Genomic DNA, 17,258 nt, shown 5'->3' on the forward strand with positions numbered 1-17,258 from the left:
GCCGGGCTTGGCAGAAGCTTGCTACGAACGTCTGTGTATTAGTACAGACGAACGGCGCGGCGCTGTTCGCGCTGAACTTTCTTGGCGTGACGCTTAACAGCGGCTGCTGCTTTGCGCTTACGCTCAGAAGTTGGCTTCTCATAAAATTCGCGGCTACGAACTTCAGCCAGAACACCGGCTTTTTCGCAGGAGCGCTTGAAACGACGCAGAGCTACGTCGAAGGGTTCGTTCTCTTTTACTTTGACGGCTGGCATCCAGAGCTACCTTCTTTCATTACCGGGAATCAACGTTCTCGTCGCAAAAAATTCGCGGCTGAGGTCGTCGGTTTTTAAGGGTTGCGGATGTTAACCCCTCATTGCCCGGAATGCAAAGCCTCTGATCGAAAACCGCTAGTCGGGAGGGGGAGTGGCGACTATTATGCGCGCCTTCGAATTCAGCCTCTACAAGGCGCAAACCCATGCTAGTACTGGGACTTGAAACCTCCTGCGACGAAACCGGTGTCGCACTTTACGACAGTGAACGCGGGCTTTTGGCCGATGCGCTGTTCAGTCAGATCGACCTGCACCGCGCCTATGGCGGCGTGGTGCCCGAGCTTGCCAGCCGTGATCACGTCAAGCGCATGCTGCCGTTGATTCGCCAGGTGCTGGATGAAGCCGGTTGCGTGCCCACCGAGATCGATGCCATTGCCTATACCGCCGGCCCTGGATTGGTTGGAGCCCTTCTGGTTGGGGCTTCTTGCGCCCAGGCGCTGGCTTTTGCCTGGGGTATTCCTGCCCTGGGTGTGCATCATATGGAAGGCCATTTATTGGCGCCGATGCTGGAAAAAACACCGCCGCAGTTCCCGTTCGTCGCTTTGTTGGTTTCGGGCGGCCATACGCAGCTGGTTCAGGTCGATGGCATCGGTCAATACACGCTGTTGGGCGAGTCCCTGGACGACGCCGCCGGCGAAGCCTTCGACAAGACCGCGAAGATGATGGGGCTCAATTATCCCGGTGGTCCGGAAATCGCCCGTCTTGCAGAAAAAGGCATCCAGGGTCGTTATACCTTCCCGCGCCCAATGTGCGATCGGCCGGGCCTGATGTTCAGCTTCAGCGGCTTGAAAACCTCCGCGCTCAATACCTGGCAGCAAAGCGTCAGCGCCGGGGACGACAGTGAGCAAGCCCGTTGCGACATCGCGCTGGCATTCCAGCAGGCCGTGGTGGAGACTTTGACCATCAAGTGCAAGCGCGCCCTGAAACAGGCCGGCATGAAGCGCCTGGTGATTGCAGGGGGCGTCAGCGCCAACAAGGCCTTGCGCACCTCGCTGGAAAAAATGCTTGGAGACATGAAGGGTGATGTGTTCTACGCGCGCCCTGAGTTCTGCACCGACAATGGCGCGATGATCGCCTATGCCGGTTGCCAGCGCCTGCAGGCCGGGCAGCATGAAAGCCTGGCGATCAGCGTGCAGGCGCGCTGGCCGATGGAGCAGTTGTCGCCGTTGTAATGGCGCGATGTGAGCCGGGCTTATCGGGCGATTTTAAAAATGCCGTTCGCGCCCGGCAAACAGGTCGCGTAAATTGCCGCGGTGACGCCAGACAATCAACAGTGTCAACACACTCATCGGCAGCAATGCAGCCGGTTCCTGCCAGGCCAGCAAGGGCAGGGTGAGCGGGGTGGCGATCAGTGCGGCCAACGAGCTGGTGCGGGTCAAGTAGAACGTCAGCAGCCAGGCGAGCACGGCCAGCAGCGCCGCCGGTGGGTAAATCCCCAGCAGCATGCCGGCCGCCGTGGCGACACCTTTGCCACCGCGAAAGCGGAAGTACAACGGGAACAGGTGGCCGAGGACGGCGCACACGCCGATCCAGGCCTGCTGTTGCAGGGTAAGGCCGGCCAGGCTGGCGATCAGTACGGGTAACAGGCCTTTGCAGACGTCGCCCAGCAGGGTGAGTACGGCGAGTTTCTTGCCGGCCAGGCGCAACATGTTGGTAGCGCCGGCATTGCCTGAACCACTCATTCGCGGGTCGGGATTGCCCGTCAGGCGGCTGAGCAAAATGGCGAAGGACAGCGAGCCAAGCAGGTAGGCGAAAATCGCCAGTGACCAAAACATGCTAACTATTCCGGGCGAGGACGCCCTGATTCTAACGGGGCATTGCGCCCTTGTCGTGCTGCGGAGAAGAGCTTGGACAGAGTGTTTATCGAAGGCCTGGAAGTCGACACCGTGATTGGGGCCTACGACTGGGAGCGCGGGATCCGTCAATGCTTGCGCCTGGACCTGAGCTTCGCGTGGGACAATCGCCCAGCCGCTGCCGGTGACGACCTGACCCTGGCTTTGGATTACGCCAGCGTATCTGCCCGCATCCAGGCCTTTGCCGAACAGTCTCAGTACCAGTTGGTGGAGACGTTCGCCGAGCGGCTGGCCGAAGTGCTGATGAGTGAATTCCAGATTCCCTGGCTGCACCTCAAGTTGACCAAACCGGGTGCCGTACCGGCCGCAAAGGGCGTGGGCGTGGAGATCGAGCGCGGATGTCGCTAACTCAGGTTTATCTCGGCCTTGGCAGCAATATTGAGCGCGAAGCCCACCTGCGCGCGGGTCTTGACGCGCTGGCGAGCTTCTTGACGGATGTGCGCTGTTCGGCTGTGTTCGAAAGCCAGCCCGTGGGCATCAAGAGCGGACCGTTCTTCAATCTCGTGGTGTCGGCCTATACCGACCTGCCGTTGATGGAGTTGGATCGCCGGCTTAAATTCATCGAGGCCGACAACGGTCGTTATGCACCAGACCGCAAAGGGCTACCGCTGGATATCGACGTGCTGCTGTACGGCGACTTGGTGGGCAACTTTGATGGCTTGATCCTGCCACGGGCAGAAATCCTGAAAAACGCCTTCGTGCTGTGGCCGCTGTCGTTGATGGCGCCCGATCGTGTGCATCCTGAAGCGGGCAAGACGATGGCTGCACTCTGGCGTGATGCTCAGATCGACCAGGTGCTGGCGCCTGTCGGGTTTGAATGGCAGGGCCAGCAACTCACCCCGGACGCGCTCTTGTAGGCGCGAGCGTGCTCGCGAAAAAACCGAGAGCGTTGCGTTATCGTTGACGTTCTTCGCGAGCAAGGCTCCTACAAGGGTTTGTGTTGTTCCTTGTAGGCTTTGAGTGTCTTGAGCCGTTCGCGCTTGAGTGCCTCGCCCAACTCCGGGCCTTTGAAACCTTTCTCAAGCAGTGGCGCAACGGCAACTTCGCGCGCTGCCTTCGCCGCACCGCGCAAGTAATCCGCTTGTGGATAACTTCTTTGCTCCAGCCCCTTGCGGCCCCGGGCATCCATTTCGCAGGCGACTACAAACTCTTCAAAACGCTGTGGCCTGCGGTAGACGTCAAAACTCTGCAGTAACTCCAGCAGCGTTGACGCTTTCAGCTCCAGCGCGCGGTGGCCATGGGTGTGATATTGGCCCACCAGCAACGCCAATTCCTGGCAATCCCTCGGTACTTTGAAGCGCTCATTGACGGCCTTGATCAGTTCCAGGCCTCGATGCTCATGAGCGATATGCTGCGGTAACTTATCCACAGGCGTCAGGCCCTTGCCCAGGTCGTGCAGCAAGCAGGCCCAGCGCACGGTCAGCGGCTGCTGATGCAGGGCGGCCTGCTCCAACACGCTCAAGGTGTGCACGCCGGTGTCGATTTCGGGGTGATGGGCTTCGGGCTGTGGTACGCCGAACAGTGCGTCGACTTCCGGCATCAAGGTTTTCAGCGCATCGCAGTCACGCAGTACCTGGATAAACACTTGGGGCTGATCTTCCATCAGTGCCCTGGAGATTTCTTTCCAGCTGCGCTCCGGGGTCAGGGCCTCCAGTTCACCGGATTCGCTGAGTTGGCGCATCAGCTCCAGGGTCTCGGGAGCGACCGTGAAACCCAGGTGGGCGTAACGTGCGGCAAACCGCGCAACGCGAAGTACACGCAAAGGATCTTCGGCGAACGCCGGGGAAACGTGACGCAAAATGCGCGCTTCAAGATCGCGTTGGCCGTGATATGGATCGGTCAGGGTGCCGTCGTCGTCTTCGGCCATCGCGTTGATGGTCAGGTCGCGACGGATCAGGTCTTCTTCCAGGGTGACTTCAGGGCTGGCGTGAAACACAAACCCGCCATACCCACGACCACTTTTGCGTTCCGTGCGGGCGAGGGCGTATTCGTCGCCGTTTTTTGGGTCCAGGAATACCGGGAAGTCCGCGCCCACCGGTTTGTAGCCTTTGGCAAGCATCTCGTCGGTGGTCGCGCCGACGACGACGCGATCGATATCGGTGACCTTGATGCCCAGCAGGCGGTCGCGCACGGCGCCACCGACTTTGTAGATTTTCATGAAAAAGCCTCCATTAGCGCCACAGGATACCGCCTGTGCCTGGCCAATGGAGGCTTTGCTGTTTCAGAGATGGACGACGGCGAGGTCCAGGCGGCCGTAGTCGTTGTCGTTGTGATCGCTGCGTGGGGGGACATGGTGGGTTTTCATCACCTGATCACCCTGCAAGGTTTCCAGGTGGATATCGAACCCCCATAGCCGGTGCAGATGCTTGAGCACCTCCTCGGTGGATTCCCCCAAGGGTTTGCGGTCGTGCTGCTGATGACGCAGGGTCAGCGAGCGATCGCCGCGTACGTCGATGCTGTAGATCTGGATGTTCGGCTCGCGGTTGCCCAGGTTGTACTGCGCCGCCAGGGTTTCCCGGATGATGCGGTAGCCTGGTTCGTCGTGAATGGCCGGCACCACCAGGTCATCCTTGAGGTCGTCATCCAGAATGCTGAACAGCTTGAGGTCGCGAATGACCTTGGGTGACAGGTACTGCAGGATGAAACTTTCATCCTTGAAGCTGCTCATGGCGAACTTGATGGTCGACAGCCAATCGCTGCCGGCGATTTCCGGGAACCAGCGACGGTCTTCCTCGGTGGGGTGCTCGCACATGCGCCGGATGTCGCGGTACATGGCAAAGCCCAGGGCATAGGGGTTGATGCCGCTGTAATACGGGCTGTCGAAGCCGGGTTGGAATACCACGCTGGTATGGGAAGTGAGGAACTCCATCATGAAGCCGTCGGTGACCAGGCCTTCGTCGTACAGGTCGTTCATCAACGTGTAGTGCCAGAATGTCGCCCAGCCTTCGTTCATCACCTGGGTCTGGCGTTGTGGATAAAAGTACTGGGCGATCTTGCGCACGATGCGCACGATTTCCCGTTGCCAAGGCTCCAGTAGCGGTGCGTGTTTTTCTAGGAAGTACAGGATGTTTTCCTGGGGTTCGACGGGGAAGCGTGCATTATCCTTGTCACTGTTCTTGCCCGCGCGTTTGGGAATAGTGCGCCACAGGTCATTGATCTGCTTCTGCAGGTGCTCCTCGCGCTCCTTCTGGCGCAGGCGCTCTTCCTCGGCCGAAATCGGATAGGGTCGTTTGTAGCGGTCGACCCCATAGTTCATCAGGGCATGGCAGGAGTCGAGCAGGTCTTCCACCGCGTCGATGCCATGGCGTTCCTCGCATTGCATGATGTACTGCTTGGCGAACACCAGGTAATCGATGATCGAGCTGGCATCGGTCCAGGTGCGGAACAGGTAGTTACCCTTGAAAAAGCTGTTATGTCCATAGCAGGCGTGAGCCACCACCAGTGCCTGCATGCAGATGGTGTTTTCTTCCATCAGGTAGGCGATGCACGGGTCGGAGTTGATGACGATTTCGTAGGCCAGGCCCATCTGCCCGCGGCTATAGGACTTTTCAGTGCTGAGGAAGTGCTTGCCATAGGACCAGTGGTGATAACCCAGCGGCATGCCCACCGAGGCATAGGCGTCCATCATCTGTTCAGCGGTGATCACTTCGATCTGGTTGGGGTAGGTGTCCAGGGCATAACCGGCCGCGATACGGCTGATTTCCCGGTCATAGGCCTGGATCAGTTCAAAGGTCCACTCAGACCCCGTGGAGATAGGTTGGCGTTTTTGCTCTTTTTTGGCGGTCATGTCACTAACCTGCGCTGGAAGAGTTCACGGAAGACCGGGTAGATATCGCCGGCCGAGACCAGTTGCTGCTGGGCGAATGTGTCGGCAAAGGCTTCGCCGATGCGCTCGTATTCGAACCACAGCGCCTGATGCTCACGGGGGGTGATCTCAACATAAGTGTAGTACTGCACGAACGGCATGATCTGGTTGATCAGGATGTCGCGGCAGATGGGCGAGTCATCGTTCCAGTTGTCACCGTCCGAGGCTTGCGCGGCATAGATGTTCCACTCGTTGGCGGGGTAGCGCTCGGCCATGATCTCCTGCATCAGTTTCAAGGCGCTGGAAACGATAGTGCCGCCGGTTTCCCGCGAGTAGAAGAACTCCTCTTCGTCCACTTCTCGGGCGCTGGTGTGATGGCGGATAAACACCACGTCGATCTTGTCGTAGTTCCGCTTGAGGAACAGGTACAGCAGGATGAAAAAGCGCTTGGCAATGTCCTTGGTGGCCTGGGTCATCGAGCCGGACACGTCCATCAGGCAGAACATCACGGCTTTGGAGCTGGGGTTGGGCTGCTTGACCAACAGGTTGTATTTCAAGTCGAAGGTGTCCAGGAACGGCACCCGGTGGATCCGCGCGCTGAGTTTCTCGATTTCAACTTCAATTTCCTGGATATCGCCGAAGTTATCCGGTTCTTCGCGCTTCAAGCGTGCCAACTCTTCCTTGGCCTCTCTCAGCTTGGCGCGGCTGCTTCCCGATAGGGCGATACGCCTTGCATGGGCTGAGCGAAGGGTGCGGATGATGTTGATACGGGACGGATTGCCTTCGTTGCTGATCCCCGCGCGCACCGTTTTGTAGGTGTCGGTACCGGTCAGGTTGCGCTTGACCAGGTTGGGTAGCTCCAGGTCCTCGAACATGAATTCGAGGAATTCTTCCTGGGTGATCTGGAACACGAACTCGTCCATGCCCTCGCCGGAGTTACCCGCCTTGCCTGGGCCTTTGCCCCCGCCGCCGCCCTGGGGTCGTTGGATATGTTCGCCAGTGGTGAATTCCTTGTTGCCGGGGTGCACCACGGTTTGTTTGCCGCCCCGGCCATGGTGCAGCACCGGTTCGTCGATGTCCCGTCCGGGAATGCTGATTTGCTCGCCGTGCTCCATGTCGGTGATGGAGCGGCGGCTGACGGCCTCTTCAACGGCCTTTTTGATGTGGTCACGGTAACGCCGCAGGAAACGTTGGCGGTTTACCGTGCTTTTGTTCTTGCCATTGAGGCGTCGGTCGATCACATAGCTCATGGGGAGCCCTCCGGGCAGCTTCACGTTACAAGCTTCAAGCCGCGAGCTGGAAGCTTAGAGACAAGCGGTCAGCTGCCAGGCCAAATGCCTGGCAGCGCACGCTTGCCGCTGCCTTACTGCGATTTGCGAACTCGCAAATACCACTCGGAGAGTAGCCGTACTTGTTTGTCGGTGTAGCCACGCTCGACCATGCGTGTGACGAAGTCGTTGTGTTTTTGCTGGTCCTCCTTGCTGGCCTTGGCGTTGAAGCTGATGACCGGCAGCAGATCCTCGGTGTTGGAGAACATTTTCTTCTCGATGACCACCCGCAACTTCTCGTAGCTGAGCCAGGTGGGGTTCTTGCCGTTGTTGTTCGCTCGTGCGCGCAATACGAAGTTGACGATTTCGTTGCGGAAATCCTTCGGATTGCTGATGCCCGCCGGTTTCTCGATTTTTTCCAGTTCCTCGTTGAGGGCGACACGGTTGAGGATTTCGCCGGTTTCCGGGTCGCGGTATTCCTGGTCCTGGATCCAGAAGTCTGCGTACAACACGTAGCGGTCGAAGATGTTCTGGCCGTACTCGCTGTAGGACTCCAGGTAAGCGGTCTGGATTTCCTTGCCGATAAACTCGATGTAGCGTGGTGCGAGGTATTCCTTGAGGAAGCGCAGGTAGCGTTCGCGGGTTTCTGCCTGGAATTGCTCCTGTTCGATCTGCTGCTCCAGCACATAGAGCAGGTGCACCGGGTTGGCGGCGATTTCATGCGGGTCGAAGTTGAAGACTTTGGACAGGATCTTGAACGCAAAGCGCGTCGACAGGCCGTTCATGCCCTCATCCACTCCCGCCGTGTCGCGATATTCCTGGATCGACTTGGCCTTGGGGTCGGTGTCCTTGAGGTTTTCGCCGTCGTACACCCGCATCTTCGAGTAGATATTCGAGTTTTCCGGCTCCTTGAGGCGCGACAGCACGGTGAACTGGGCAAGCATCTTCAAGGTGTCAGGTGCGCAATGCGCCTTGGCCAGGGAGCTGTTGAACAGCAACTTGTCGTAGATCTTGATTTCGTCACTGACGCGCAGGCAGTACGGCACCTTGACGATGTAGATCCGGTCGATGAAGGCTTCGTTGTTCTTGTTGTTGCGGAAGGTGTGCCATTCCGATTCGTTGGAGTGGGCCAGCAGGATCCCGGTAAACGGAATCGCACCCAGGCCTTCAGTACTGTTGTAGTTGCCTTCCTGGGTCGCTGTGAGCAGTGGGTGCAGCACCTTGATCGGCGCCTTGAACATCTCCACGAATTCCATCAGGCCCTGGTTGGCCCGGCACAGCGCGCCGGAGTAGCTGTAGGCGTCGGCATCGTTCTGCGGGAATTCCTCCAGTTTGCGGATATCGACCTTACCCACCAGTGCTGAAATGTCCTGGTTGTTCTCATCGCCCGGTTCAGTCTTGGCCACGCCGATCTGGTTGAGGATCGACGGGTAGAGTTTCACTACGCGGAACTGGCTGATATCACCGCCAAACTCGGCCAGCCGCTTGGTGGCCCAGGGCGACATGATGGTGTTGAGGTAGCGCCGGGGAATGCCGAAATCCTCTTCGAGGATCGCGCCATCTTCCGTGGCGTTGAACAGGCCCAGGGGCGATTCGAAGACCGGCGAGCCGTTGATCGCATAGAAGGGCACTTTCTCAATCAGTTGTTTGAGCTTTTCAGCCAGGGACGATTTACCGCCGCCAACCGGGCCGAGCAGGTAGAGGATCTGTTTCTTCTCCTCCAGGCCTTGGGCGGCATGGCGGAAGTAGGAGACGATCTGGTCAATGCATTCTTCCATTCCATGGAAGTCCTCAAAGGCCGGGTAGCGACGGATCACCTTGTTGGAGAATATTCGCGACAGGCGCGAATTGTTGGAGGTGTCTACCAGCTCCGGCTCGCCAATCGCCAGCAGCAGGCGTTCGGCGGCAGACGCGTAGGTGCTGCGATCCTGTTTGCACAGCTCGAGATACTCTTGAAGCGTGAGTTCTTCCTGCTGTGTGGATGCGAAGCGTTGTTGGAAGTGGCTAAAAATACTCATGACGTCGTCACCTCGCTCGATACGTGGAGCCGACGCCGGATCAATCAGTCGATGCTGGCAGACATTGACGGACGCCAATGGCTGTTTTCCCCCCAGAACACCCTGAAACGCTACCGATGACCCGCACGCCGGTGTACCGGCTCTCCCCTGATTCGGATGGCCTGCGCTTAAGGATAGTTCGGAATCCGGGAGGTCAAGGTGCGATGCACAATTAGTTTGGCTGCGCCGTTCGTCAGAAACGGCGCTAGCCCAAGCATCACGGGGGGTAGCGGGGTGTGAAAAAAATTATTGCGAATCGGATGAAGAAATTTCTGCAGGATACGTCGTACGCCACAGCTCAAAGCCGCCGTCCAGGCTATAGACGTCGGAGAAACCCTGGCTGATCAGGTAGGCGGCCGCGCTCTGGCTGGAGTTGCCGTGGTAGCAGGCCACGATCACCGGCGCGTCGAGGTCGGCGGCGCGGATGAAATCGGCAATGTTGTGGTTGTCCAGATGACGGGCGTCTTTGATGTGGTTCAGGGCGTAAGTCTGCGGATCACGAATATCCACCACCACCGCGCCTTGTTCGCGCAGGACCTGGGCTTGTTCGGGAGAGATACGTTTGAATTCGCTCATGGCGGGCTCCTTGGGCATGGCTGCTGCGTCTAGCGCTTGGCGGCAGCCGGCAGTGTAGCGGGAAGGGGGGAGGGGCACTGGCAGCTCAGGCGCTCGCCGGTGTCGATGTTCATAATGGTCATGGCGCCACCCCACACACAGCCGGTGTCGAGGGCGAATACACCAGGTTCGTCGCACTTGCCTTCGAGGACCGCCCAGTGACCAAAGATAATCTTCGTGTCGCGGGTCTTGCGGTCCTTATGGGCGAACCAGGGTTTGTAGCCGGGCAGCGCGGTGTCGGCGCCTTCCTTGCTCTTGAGGTCCAACTTGCCTTCGGCGGTGCAGAAGCGCATGCGCGTGAAGTAGTTGGTGATCACTCGCAGGCGGGCCACGCCGGTGAGGTCGTTGTCCCATTTGACCGGTTCGTTGCCGTACATGCCGTCGAGGTAGGCGGTGTACAGGCTGTCATCGGCCAGGGCGCTTTCGACCTCGGCGGCGCACTTGAGGGCCTTTTTCAGTGTCCACTGGGGCGGGATACCGGCGTGGACCAGGGCCATGTCACGGCTTTCGTCGTAATGCATGATTTTCTGCTGGCGAAGCCAATCCAGCAGTTCGCCCCGGTCCGGCGCTTCGAGGATCTCGCGCAGCGTATCGCCCTTTTTCAGGCGCTCGATATTATTGCCGACCGCCAGCAGGTGCAGGTCGTGATTGCCCAATACGCACACCAGCGAGTCACGCAGGCGATAGAGGTAGCGTAGGGTGTCGAGGGACTGCGGGCCACGGTTGACGAGGTCGCCAACGAGCCAAAGGCGATCTTTTGCTGGGTCGAAGGCCACGCGTTCGAGCAGGCATTGGAGGGGCTCCAGGCAGCCTTGCAGATCGCCGACCGCGTACGTCGCCATCAGTGCAAGGCTCCGGGCACCGCCAGGCGAAAAGGCTTGATGATTGCGTCGAACAGTTGGCCATCAGTGGCCTTCATCTGATACGAGCCTTGCATGGTGCCCACCTTGGAGGTCATCACCGTGCCGCTGCTGTAGGTATGACTGGCGCCGATATCGATCAATGGCTGCTGGCCGACGACGCCGGCGCCGCGCACTTCTTCGACTTGGCCGTCACCGTCAGTGATCACCCAATGGCGAGACAGCAGTTTGGCCGGCACCAGCCCATTGTTTTTCACCGTGATGGTGTAGGCAAAGGCGAAGCGGTTCTGTTCAGGTTGCGATTGGTCCGCCAGGAAGCGGGTGACGACGCTGACGTCGATCTGGTAGCGAGGATCGGACATGCAAGAGGCCTTAAAAGCAAAAGCGGAGGACAGCAGATGCGGATCAGTCTAGGCCATGAGGTGGGCACTAGGCCAGACATGCTGTCTGGCCCGGCAGGAGCCGGCTTGCCGGCGATAGCAATGACGAGCACGCCATCGCTGGCAAACTGGCTCCTGGTGTTTATTCCACCGCGGGGGCAGGCTGGATGGCCAGTTGGTCTGCGAGGCGCACGAAGGCAGCCAGGTCCAGTTGCTCGGGGCGCAGGCTGCCGTCGACGCCGGCGGCTTCGATTTCAGCGTTGCTCAGCAGGGCCTTCAGCGTGTTGCGCAAGGTCTTGCGACGCTGGTTGAACGCTTCACGCACCACGCGCTCCAGCAATTTGTGATCCTTTGCCGGGTGCGGCAGTACGGCGTGAGGCACCAGGCGCACGATGGCCGAGTCGACCTTCGGTGGCGGGTTGAATGCGCCAGGGCCGACGTTGAACAGGTGTTCGACGCGGCAGTGGTACTGCACCATGATCGACAGGCGACCCCAATCACCACCGCCAGGGCCGGCAGCCAGGCGTTCCACCACTTCCTTTTGCAGCATGAAGTGCATGTCGCGGATGATCCCGGCGTTGTTGAGCAGGTGAAAAATCAGCGGTGTGGAGATGTTGTACGGCAGGTTACCCACTACCCGCAGGCTGTTGGGCGCCGCGTTCAGGGTGTTGAAGTCGAACTTCAGCGCATCGCCCTGATGCAGGTTGAAGTTGGGTTTGTCGGCAAACTGCTGGTTGAGGATCGGGATCAGGTCCTTGTCCAGTTCGACCACGTCCAGTTGACCTCCGCTGGCCAACAGGCCTTGGGTCAGGGCGCCCTGGCCCGGGCCGATTTCCAGCAGACGGTCTTCAGGCTTGGCATGGATGGAGCGCAGGATACGGTCGATCACGCCAGCGTCGTGCAGGAAGTTTTGCCCGAAGCGCTTGCGCGCCCGGTGTTGGTAATGCTCGGTCATATACGGGTCTCGGCCATCTGATAGGCTGTTTCCAGGGCCACATGCAGGCTGCCGGTGTCGATCTTGCCGCTGCCCGCCAGGTCCAGGGCGGTGCCATGGTCGACGGAGGTACGGATGATCGGCAGGCCCAGTGTCACGTTGACGGCGGCGCCGAAGCCTTTGTATTTGAGCACCGGCAGCCCCTGGTCGTGGTACATCGCCAGCACTGCGTCGCAGTGCTCCAGATATTTGGGGGTAAATAGAGTATCTGCAGGCAGTGGGCCGCGCAGGTCCATGCCTTCTTGGCGCAGACGCTCCAGGGTGGGTTCGATGATGTCGATTTCTTCATGGCCCAGGTGGCCGCCTTCGCCCGCGTGGGGGTTGAGCCCGCAGACAAGGATGCGCGGTTGGGCAATGCCGAATTTCTGTTGCAGGTCGGCGTGCAGGATGCGCGTCACGCGCTCCAGGCGCTCGACGGTGATGGCGTCGGCAACATCGCGCAGTGGCAGGTGCGTGGTTACCAGGGCGACGCGCAGGCCGCGTGTGGCCAGCATCATCACGACTTGGGCGGTGTGGGTCAGTTCGGCAAGGAATTCGGTATGCCCGGAAAAGGCGATACCCGATTCATTGATCACGCCCTTGTGCACCGGTGCGGTGATCATGCCGGCGAAGTCGCCGTCGATGCAGCCTTGCCCGGCGCGGGTCAGGGTTTCCAGCACAAAGGCCGCGTTGGCCTTGTCCAGTTGCCCGGCAACCACCTTGGCGTGCAGTGGGGTATCCCAAACATAAAGGCTGCCCGCCGGCGCTGGCAGGTCTGGCCAATGATTCGGCGCAACGTCCAGCAGATTGACAGCCACACCCAGCTGCGTGGCTCGCTCAAGGAGCAGGTCACGGCTGGTAATGGCAATCAGGGGGTGTGGCTGGGCTTGTGAGGCGAGCAGCAGGCACAGGTCTGGACCAATGCCGGCCGGCTCGCCGGGTGTCACCGCGAAACGCTGGGGTTTCACTGGGTTGCCTGGTTGGTGCCTGTTTGCTCGGCGCCTGGCAGCTTGTTTTCTACGTAGGCTTCGTCACGGATCTGACGCAACCAGGTTTGCAGCTCTTCGTCGTACTTGCGGTTACGCAGTACGGTCAACGCTTGTTGCTCGCGGGCCTGGCTGGTGTTGTCGGTGGCGCGGCGGCCAAGGACTTCCAGTACATGCCAGCCGTATTGAGTCTTGAATGGCTTGGACAGAACGCCTTGCGGGGTCTTGGCCATGACGTCCTGGAACTCAGGCACCAGTGCCTTCGGGTCGATCCAGTTCAGGTCGCCGCCGTTGAGGGCCGAACCCGGGTCTTCCGAGAAGCTTTTGGCCAGGGTGGCGAAGTCTTCACCGCTTTCGATGCGGTCATAGATCTTCTGGGCCAGTTCCTTGGTTTGCGCTTCGGTGCGGATTTCGCTCGGTTTGACCAGGATATGACGAACATGGACTTCGTCTTTCAGCGAGGTCTCGCCGCCACGACGTTCCAGCAACTTGAGGATGATGAAACCACCAGGGGTACGGGCTGGCTGGGTAATGCCACCCACTTCCATGGCGCTCAGTTCCCGGTCGAATGGTGGTGGCAGTTGAGCGGCTTTACGCCAGCCCATGTCACCGCCTTCGAGGGCGTTGTCGCTGCCGGACTGGGCAATAGCCATTTGAGCGAAGTCAGCACCGGCTTTCAGGCGATCGTAGATCGCCTGGGTTTTTGCCGCTGCTGCATTGAGCTGCTCGGCGTTGGCGCTGTCCGGGGTCGGGATCAGGATGTTGGCCAGGTGCAGTTCTTCGGAAAGCTGCATCTTGCCCAGGTCCGAAGCCAGGAAGTTTTTCACCTCCTGCTCGGAGACCTGGACCCGCTCGGCCACACGGCGCTGACGCACGCGGCTGATGATCATCTCGCGGCGGATCTGGTCACGGGCGTCCTCGTAGGACAGGCCGTCGTGGGCCAGGGCGGCACGGAACTGGTCAATGCTCATGTTGTTGCGCTGAGCGATGGTGCCAACGGCCTGGTTCAGCTCTTCATCCGAAATACGGATGCCGGAACGATCGCCGATCTGCAATTGCAGGTTTTCAACGATCAGGCGTTCCAGCACCTGTTGGTCCAGGACGCTGGTAGGTGGCACACCACCGCCACGCTTGGCGATGGTCTGCTGAACTTCCTTGACCCGTTGGTCCAGTTGGCTCTGCATGATCACGTCGTTATCGACGATGGCCACTACTTTATCCAGCTGTTGAACCGCAGCGTGGGCCGATGCGGTACCGAGGAACAGCGCGCCCAGCACTAGCGGGCGCAGACAATCAGAAAGCTTGGTCTTCACGTTCACGATAACCTTCAATGCCTTTGTCGAGGAAGCTCTCTACCTTGGCGCCGGTCAGGCCGCCGAGTCCTTTGAGGACGATCTGGAGGAAGAGCCCGTGGTCACCCTTTTCGTTAAGCGGGGCGATCTGGCTGTATTCGTCGTTGGAAACCCAGTAACGGTTGATGACGCGAAGTTTCCAGCAGCAGTTGTCGTACTCGAAACCACCGAAGGCTTCCAGGGTACGGTTGCGGGCATAGTCATACTGCCAGCGGGTAATCAGGTTCCACTGCGGAACGATCGGCCACATCATCGAGAAGTCGTGTTGTTGGATTTTGTAGTAATCCTTCACGAAGTTCTCTTGGCCCGGAGTGCCGTAGTCACCACCGAACTGCCATTTGCCGGTCAGCTGGTTGTAGACGACCTGGTCGTTACGATAGCGATAACCAACGTTGATGATCTTGTTCGGGTTGTCTTCCGGCTGGTAGTGAAGCATCGCGCTGCCGGAACGAGGACTGTGTTCCTCGGTGTCCCAGTTGTAGTCGGCAGTGGCGCGCCAGTCGCGGTTGAAGCGGAACTCGTAGTCCAGGGCGATTGGCGAGACATCCGATTGAGCATCGGCGCGGTCGGCCGCCAGGATACCTGGCAACTGGACTTCACGATCCTTGAAGTACACCGCCTGGCCTACGGATACGCGCTGGCGTTCGAAACCGTTATCTTCGATCCAGCGGCTGGTCAGTCCCAGGGACAGCTTGTTCTCGTCACCGATCCGGTCAGAGCCGCTGAAGCGGTTGTCGCGGAACAGCGAGGCGTAGCTGAACGAGTACTCGCTGGTATCAAAGACCGGGATGTCACTCTGGTCCTTGTTCGGTACGTACAGGTAGAACGCACGCGGCTCCAGGGTCTGGCGATAATCCTTGCCGAACCAGTTGGTGTTGCGGTCGAAGTACAGGCCGCTGTCGACGCTGGCGACGGGGATTGCGCGATCCTGGGAGCTCTTGAAGTTACCCCCTGCGTATGGGTTGGCCGCCGTTGCTGCATTTTGATCGGCAATGATCTGGTTCTTGCCGATGCTGTCCAGGTCCAGGTCGTATTTGGTGTAGACGTACTTGAGCTTCGGCGTCACAAAGCCGTAGGTCCAGTTCATCGGGTATTCGACGGCGGGAGCAACGTTCAGGCGCGTACCGTTTGCACGGGTCAGCCCCCTGACGTAGGTGTCCAGGCGCGGCGATACCAGGCCGTTCTCGTCGGTAAAGGTGCCGTTCTCCAGGTTCCGCTCAAAGCGCACGGCTTCGGTTTCGTAGCTGAAGTTCAGGCCACCCGGATGGTATGGCAGCTGGCCATTGAAGGTGATCTGCGGCAGCCGGTCATACGGGGTGATCTGGGAGATCGTCGCCAGTTGGTAGGCCTGGAGGTTCAGGCGTGCCTGGTAGGAGTCGCCGCGATAGGTCACGGAGCCCTGCTGGTTGACGTAATCGCGGCTCTCTACACCTTCCTGGTAAGCCTTCAGGTCCTGGAAGTAGTAAGGGTCGCTGATTTGGGTGTAGTCGACCTGGGTCAGTACACGCGAATCCAGCCCGCCCTTATGCTGCCAGTTGAGCATGTAGCGGGTTTTTTCGTAGTCGGTCTGCTTTTTGCGCTCGTCGTTGTCGTCGTTCAGGTACGCGCCGCCGAACTGGCCTTCGCTGGATTTGGTGAGGTAGCGGAATTCGCCTTCCATCAACATGCCGCGCTTGGTCATGTATTGCGGGTACAACGTGGCGTCGTAGTTCGGTGCCAGGTTGAAGTAGTACGGCGTAACCAGGGTGAAGCCGGTTTCACTGCCCGTGCTGAAGCTCGGCGGCAGGAAGCCGGATTGACGACGGTTGTCGATCGGGAAGTAGATATAAGGGGTGTAGAGGATCGGGATGTTCTTGATCCGCAACGTCGCGTTGGTCGCCGTACCGAAACCGGTGGCCGGGTTCAACGTGATGTTGTTGCCCTTGAGCTGCCAGGCATTGCTGTCTGGTTCGCATGTGGTGTACGTACCGTCCTTGAGACGGATGATCGCGTTTTCGGCACGCTTGGCGTACAGCGCGTTACCGCGGATGCGCGACTTGTGCAGTACGTACTCGGCGTTATCGATTTGTGCGGCACCGGTGTCCAGCTGCACTTGCGCGTGGTCACCGACGATCAGCGCGCCATTGTCGCGCAAACGGACGTTACCGTTCAGCTCGCCACGGTTCTCGGCCTGATACAGGCTGGCTTCCTGGGACTCGAGCTGCATGCTGCCCTGGCGCATGACGACGTCACCGGCCAGGGTCGCGACCTGCGACTCCTGCTCGTAACGAGAGGCCTTGGCGCCGATGAAGGTCGGCGCATCGCTCTTGTTCGTCTTGTCGTTCATGCCGGGGCGAGTCGGCTCGATGTACGCGCCGGCGCAATAAGGCCCGGTTTCGGCCAACTGGGCTGCGGTCAGCTTCTCGCGAGGTACCCAGTCCAGGTGGCTGTAGTCGGCGCTGCGCGAGCGCAGGCCACGGCCCTTGGATTCGGTAACCAGAGCGGTTTTCGGTTCGGCCTCGGCGTTGCCACCCGCATCGGCTTGCGCCGTGCTGTTGGCCGAGCTGACGGCTGCACCGTCATGCACCGGGCGCGGTGGTAATGGGGTGGCGGCGGTTTTCGGCGCGCAATCCCAGGCACCCGAAGCAGAGACTGAGCAGTCATACTGTTCCGCGGCGACCACGAATGAGGTGGCGAAAGGTTGCATGGCCAGCAGACTGCCGGTTACCAGCAACGGAAATTTTCTACGAAACGCGGGGGATTTCAATGCCATCTTATTAGTCCGGGCTTCCTGCGTGCCATCTGCCCGCGGTTTGGGC

The 17,258-nt window shown here is 59.6% G+C and carries 16 protein-coding genes; 3 read left to right on the forward strand and 13 right to left on the reverse strand.

The window, feature by feature from the left end; genetic code table 11:
• Nucleotides 1-38: 38 nt before the first annotated feature.
• Complete coding sequence (gene rpsU / locus AC1Q6I_RS01210) at nt 39-254, reverse strand: 30S ribosomal protein S21 (protein ID WP_002551877.1); 216 nt, start codon at nt 252-254, stop codon at nt 39-41.
• Nucleotides 255-457: 203 nt separating this feature from the next.
• Here rpsU and tsaD point away from each other — a divergent pair, with 203 nt between their 5' ends.
• A complete protein-coding gene (gene tsaD, locus AC1Q6I_RS01215; protein WP_024077728.1) occupies nt 458-1,483 on the forward strand; it encodes a tRNA (adenosine(37)-N6)-threonylcarbamoyltransferase complex transferase subunit TsaD in 1,026 nt (341 codons plus the stop codon).
• Between the two features lie 33 nt (nt 1,484-1,516).
• On the opposite strand, the gene plsY is transcribed toward tsaD, so the two are convergent.
• Complete coding sequence (gene plsY, locus AC1Q6I_RS01220; RefSeq protein WP_024077727.1) at nt 1,517-2,086, reverse strand: glycerol-3-phosphate 1-O-acyltransferase PlsY; 570 nt, start codon at nt 2,084-2,086, stop codon at nt 1,517-1,519.
• A 72-nt stretch (nt 2,087-2,158) separates the two neighbouring features.
• On the opposite strand from plsY, the gene folB reads away from it, so the two are divergent.
• A complete protein-coding gene (gene folB, locus AC1Q6I_RS01225; RefSeq protein ID WP_015886183.1) occupies nt 2,159-2,512 on the forward strand; it encodes a dihydroneopterin aldolase in 354 nt (117 codons plus the stop codon).
• The gene (gene folK, locus AC1Q6I_RS01230) at nt 2,503-3,021 is read left to right on the forward strand and encodes a 2-amino-4-hydroxy-6-hydroxymethyldihydropteridine diphosphokinase (protein WP_069077161.1); all 519 of its coding nucleotides are present in this window, start codon (nt 2,503-2,505) and stop codon (nt 3,019-3,021) included. The genes folB and folK overlap by 10 nt, the downstream gene beginning before the upstream one ends.
• Before the next feature lie 68 nt (nt 3,022-3,089).
• Here the strand turns inward: folK and AC1Q6I_RS01235 are convergent, their stop codons facing one another.
• The 11 genes from AC1Q6I_RS01235 to AC1Q6I_RS01285 form a co-directional block, all read right to left on the reverse strand.
• The gene (locus AC1Q6I_RS01235) at nt 3,090-4,322 is read right to left on the reverse strand and encodes a multifunctional CCA addition/repair protein (RefSeq protein WP_069077162.1); all 1,233 of its coding nucleotides are present in this window, start codon (nt 4,320-4,322) and stop codon (nt 3,090-3,092) included.
• A 63-nt stretch (nt 4,323-4,385) separates the two neighbouring features.
• Entirely contained in the window at nt 4,386-5,951 is a 1,566-nt protein-coding gene (locus AC1Q6I_RS01240) for a SpoVR family protein (RefSeq protein ID WP_024077724.1), read from the reverse strand.
• Entirely contained in the window at nt 5,948-7,219 is a 1,272-nt protein-coding gene (locus AC1Q6I_RS01245; RefSeq protein ID WP_024077723.1) for a YeaH/YhbH family protein, read from the reverse strand. Before AC1Q6I_RS01245 ends, AC1Q6I_RS01240 begins: the two co-directional genes overlap by 4 nt.
• A 113-nt stretch (nt 7,220-7,332) precedes the next feature.
• Nucleotides 7,333-9,255 (reverse strand): PrkA family serine protein kinase, encoded by a 1,923-nt coding sequence (locus AC1Q6I_RS01250; RefSeq protein WP_102623877.1) that lies wholly within the window; start codon nt 9,253-9,255, stop codon nt 7,333-7,335.
• 285 nt (nt 9,256-9,540) lie between these two features.
• Nucleotides 9,541-9,870, reverse strand: coding sequence for a thiosulfate sulfurtransferase GlpE (gene glpE, locus AC1Q6I_RS01255; protein ID WP_024077721.1), 330 nt, complete (start codon nt 9,868-9,870; stop codon nt 9,541-9,543).
• Nucleotides 9,871-9,899: 29 nt separating this feature from the next.
• A complete protein-coding gene (locus tag AC1Q6I_RS01260) occupies nt 9,900-10,751 on the reverse strand; it encodes a symmetrical bis(5'-nucleosyl)-tetraphosphatase (protein WP_102623876.1) in 852 nt (283 codons plus the stop codon).
• Nucleotides 10,751-11,131: a Co2+/Mg2+ efflux protein ApaG gene (gene apaG / locus AC1Q6I_RS01265; RefSeq protein WP_024077719.1), complete on the reverse strand. Its 381-nt coding sequence runs from the start codon at nt 11,129-11,131 to the stop codon at nt 10,751-10,753. Before apaG ends, AC1Q6I_RS01260 begins: the two co-directional genes overlap by 1 nt.
• A gap of 160 nt (nt 11,132-11,291) precedes the next feature.
• A complete protein-coding gene (gene rsmA / locus AC1Q6I_RS01270; RefSeq protein WP_024077718.1) occupies nt 11,292-12,104 on the reverse strand; it encodes a 16S rRNA (adenine(1518)-N(6)/adenine(1519)-N(6))-dimethyltransferase RsmA in 813 nt (270 codons plus the stop codon).
• The gene (pdxA, locus tag AC1Q6I_RS01275) at nt 12,101-13,090 is read right to left on the reverse strand and encodes a 4-hydroxythreonine-4-phosphate dehydrogenase PdxA (protein WP_069077165.1); all 990 of its coding nucleotides are present in this window, start codon (nt 13,088-13,090) and stop codon (nt 12,101-12,103) included. The genes rsmA and pdxA overlap by 4 nt, the downstream gene beginning before the upstream one ends.
• On the reverse strand, nt 13,087-14,427 hold the full coding sequence (locus AC1Q6I_RS01280) for a peptidylprolyl isomerase (RefSeq protein WP_024077716.1): 1,341 nt from the start codon (nt 14,425-14,427) through the stop codon (nt 13,087-13,089). The genes pdxA and AC1Q6I_RS01280 overlap by 4 nt, the downstream gene beginning before the upstream one ends.
• The gene (locus AC1Q6I_RS01285) at nt 14,402-17,212 is read right to left on the reverse strand and encodes an LPS-assembly protein LptD (RefSeq protein ID WP_102623874.1); all 2,811 of its coding nucleotides are present in this window, start codon (nt 17,210-17,212) and stop codon (nt 14,402-14,404) included. The genes AC1Q6I_RS01280 and AC1Q6I_RS01285 overlap by 26 nt, the downstream gene beginning before the upstream one ends.
• Nucleotides 17,213-17,258 lie beyond the last annotated feature (46 nt).

Source organism: Pseudomonas sp. MPR-R2A5, assembly GCF_058793055.1.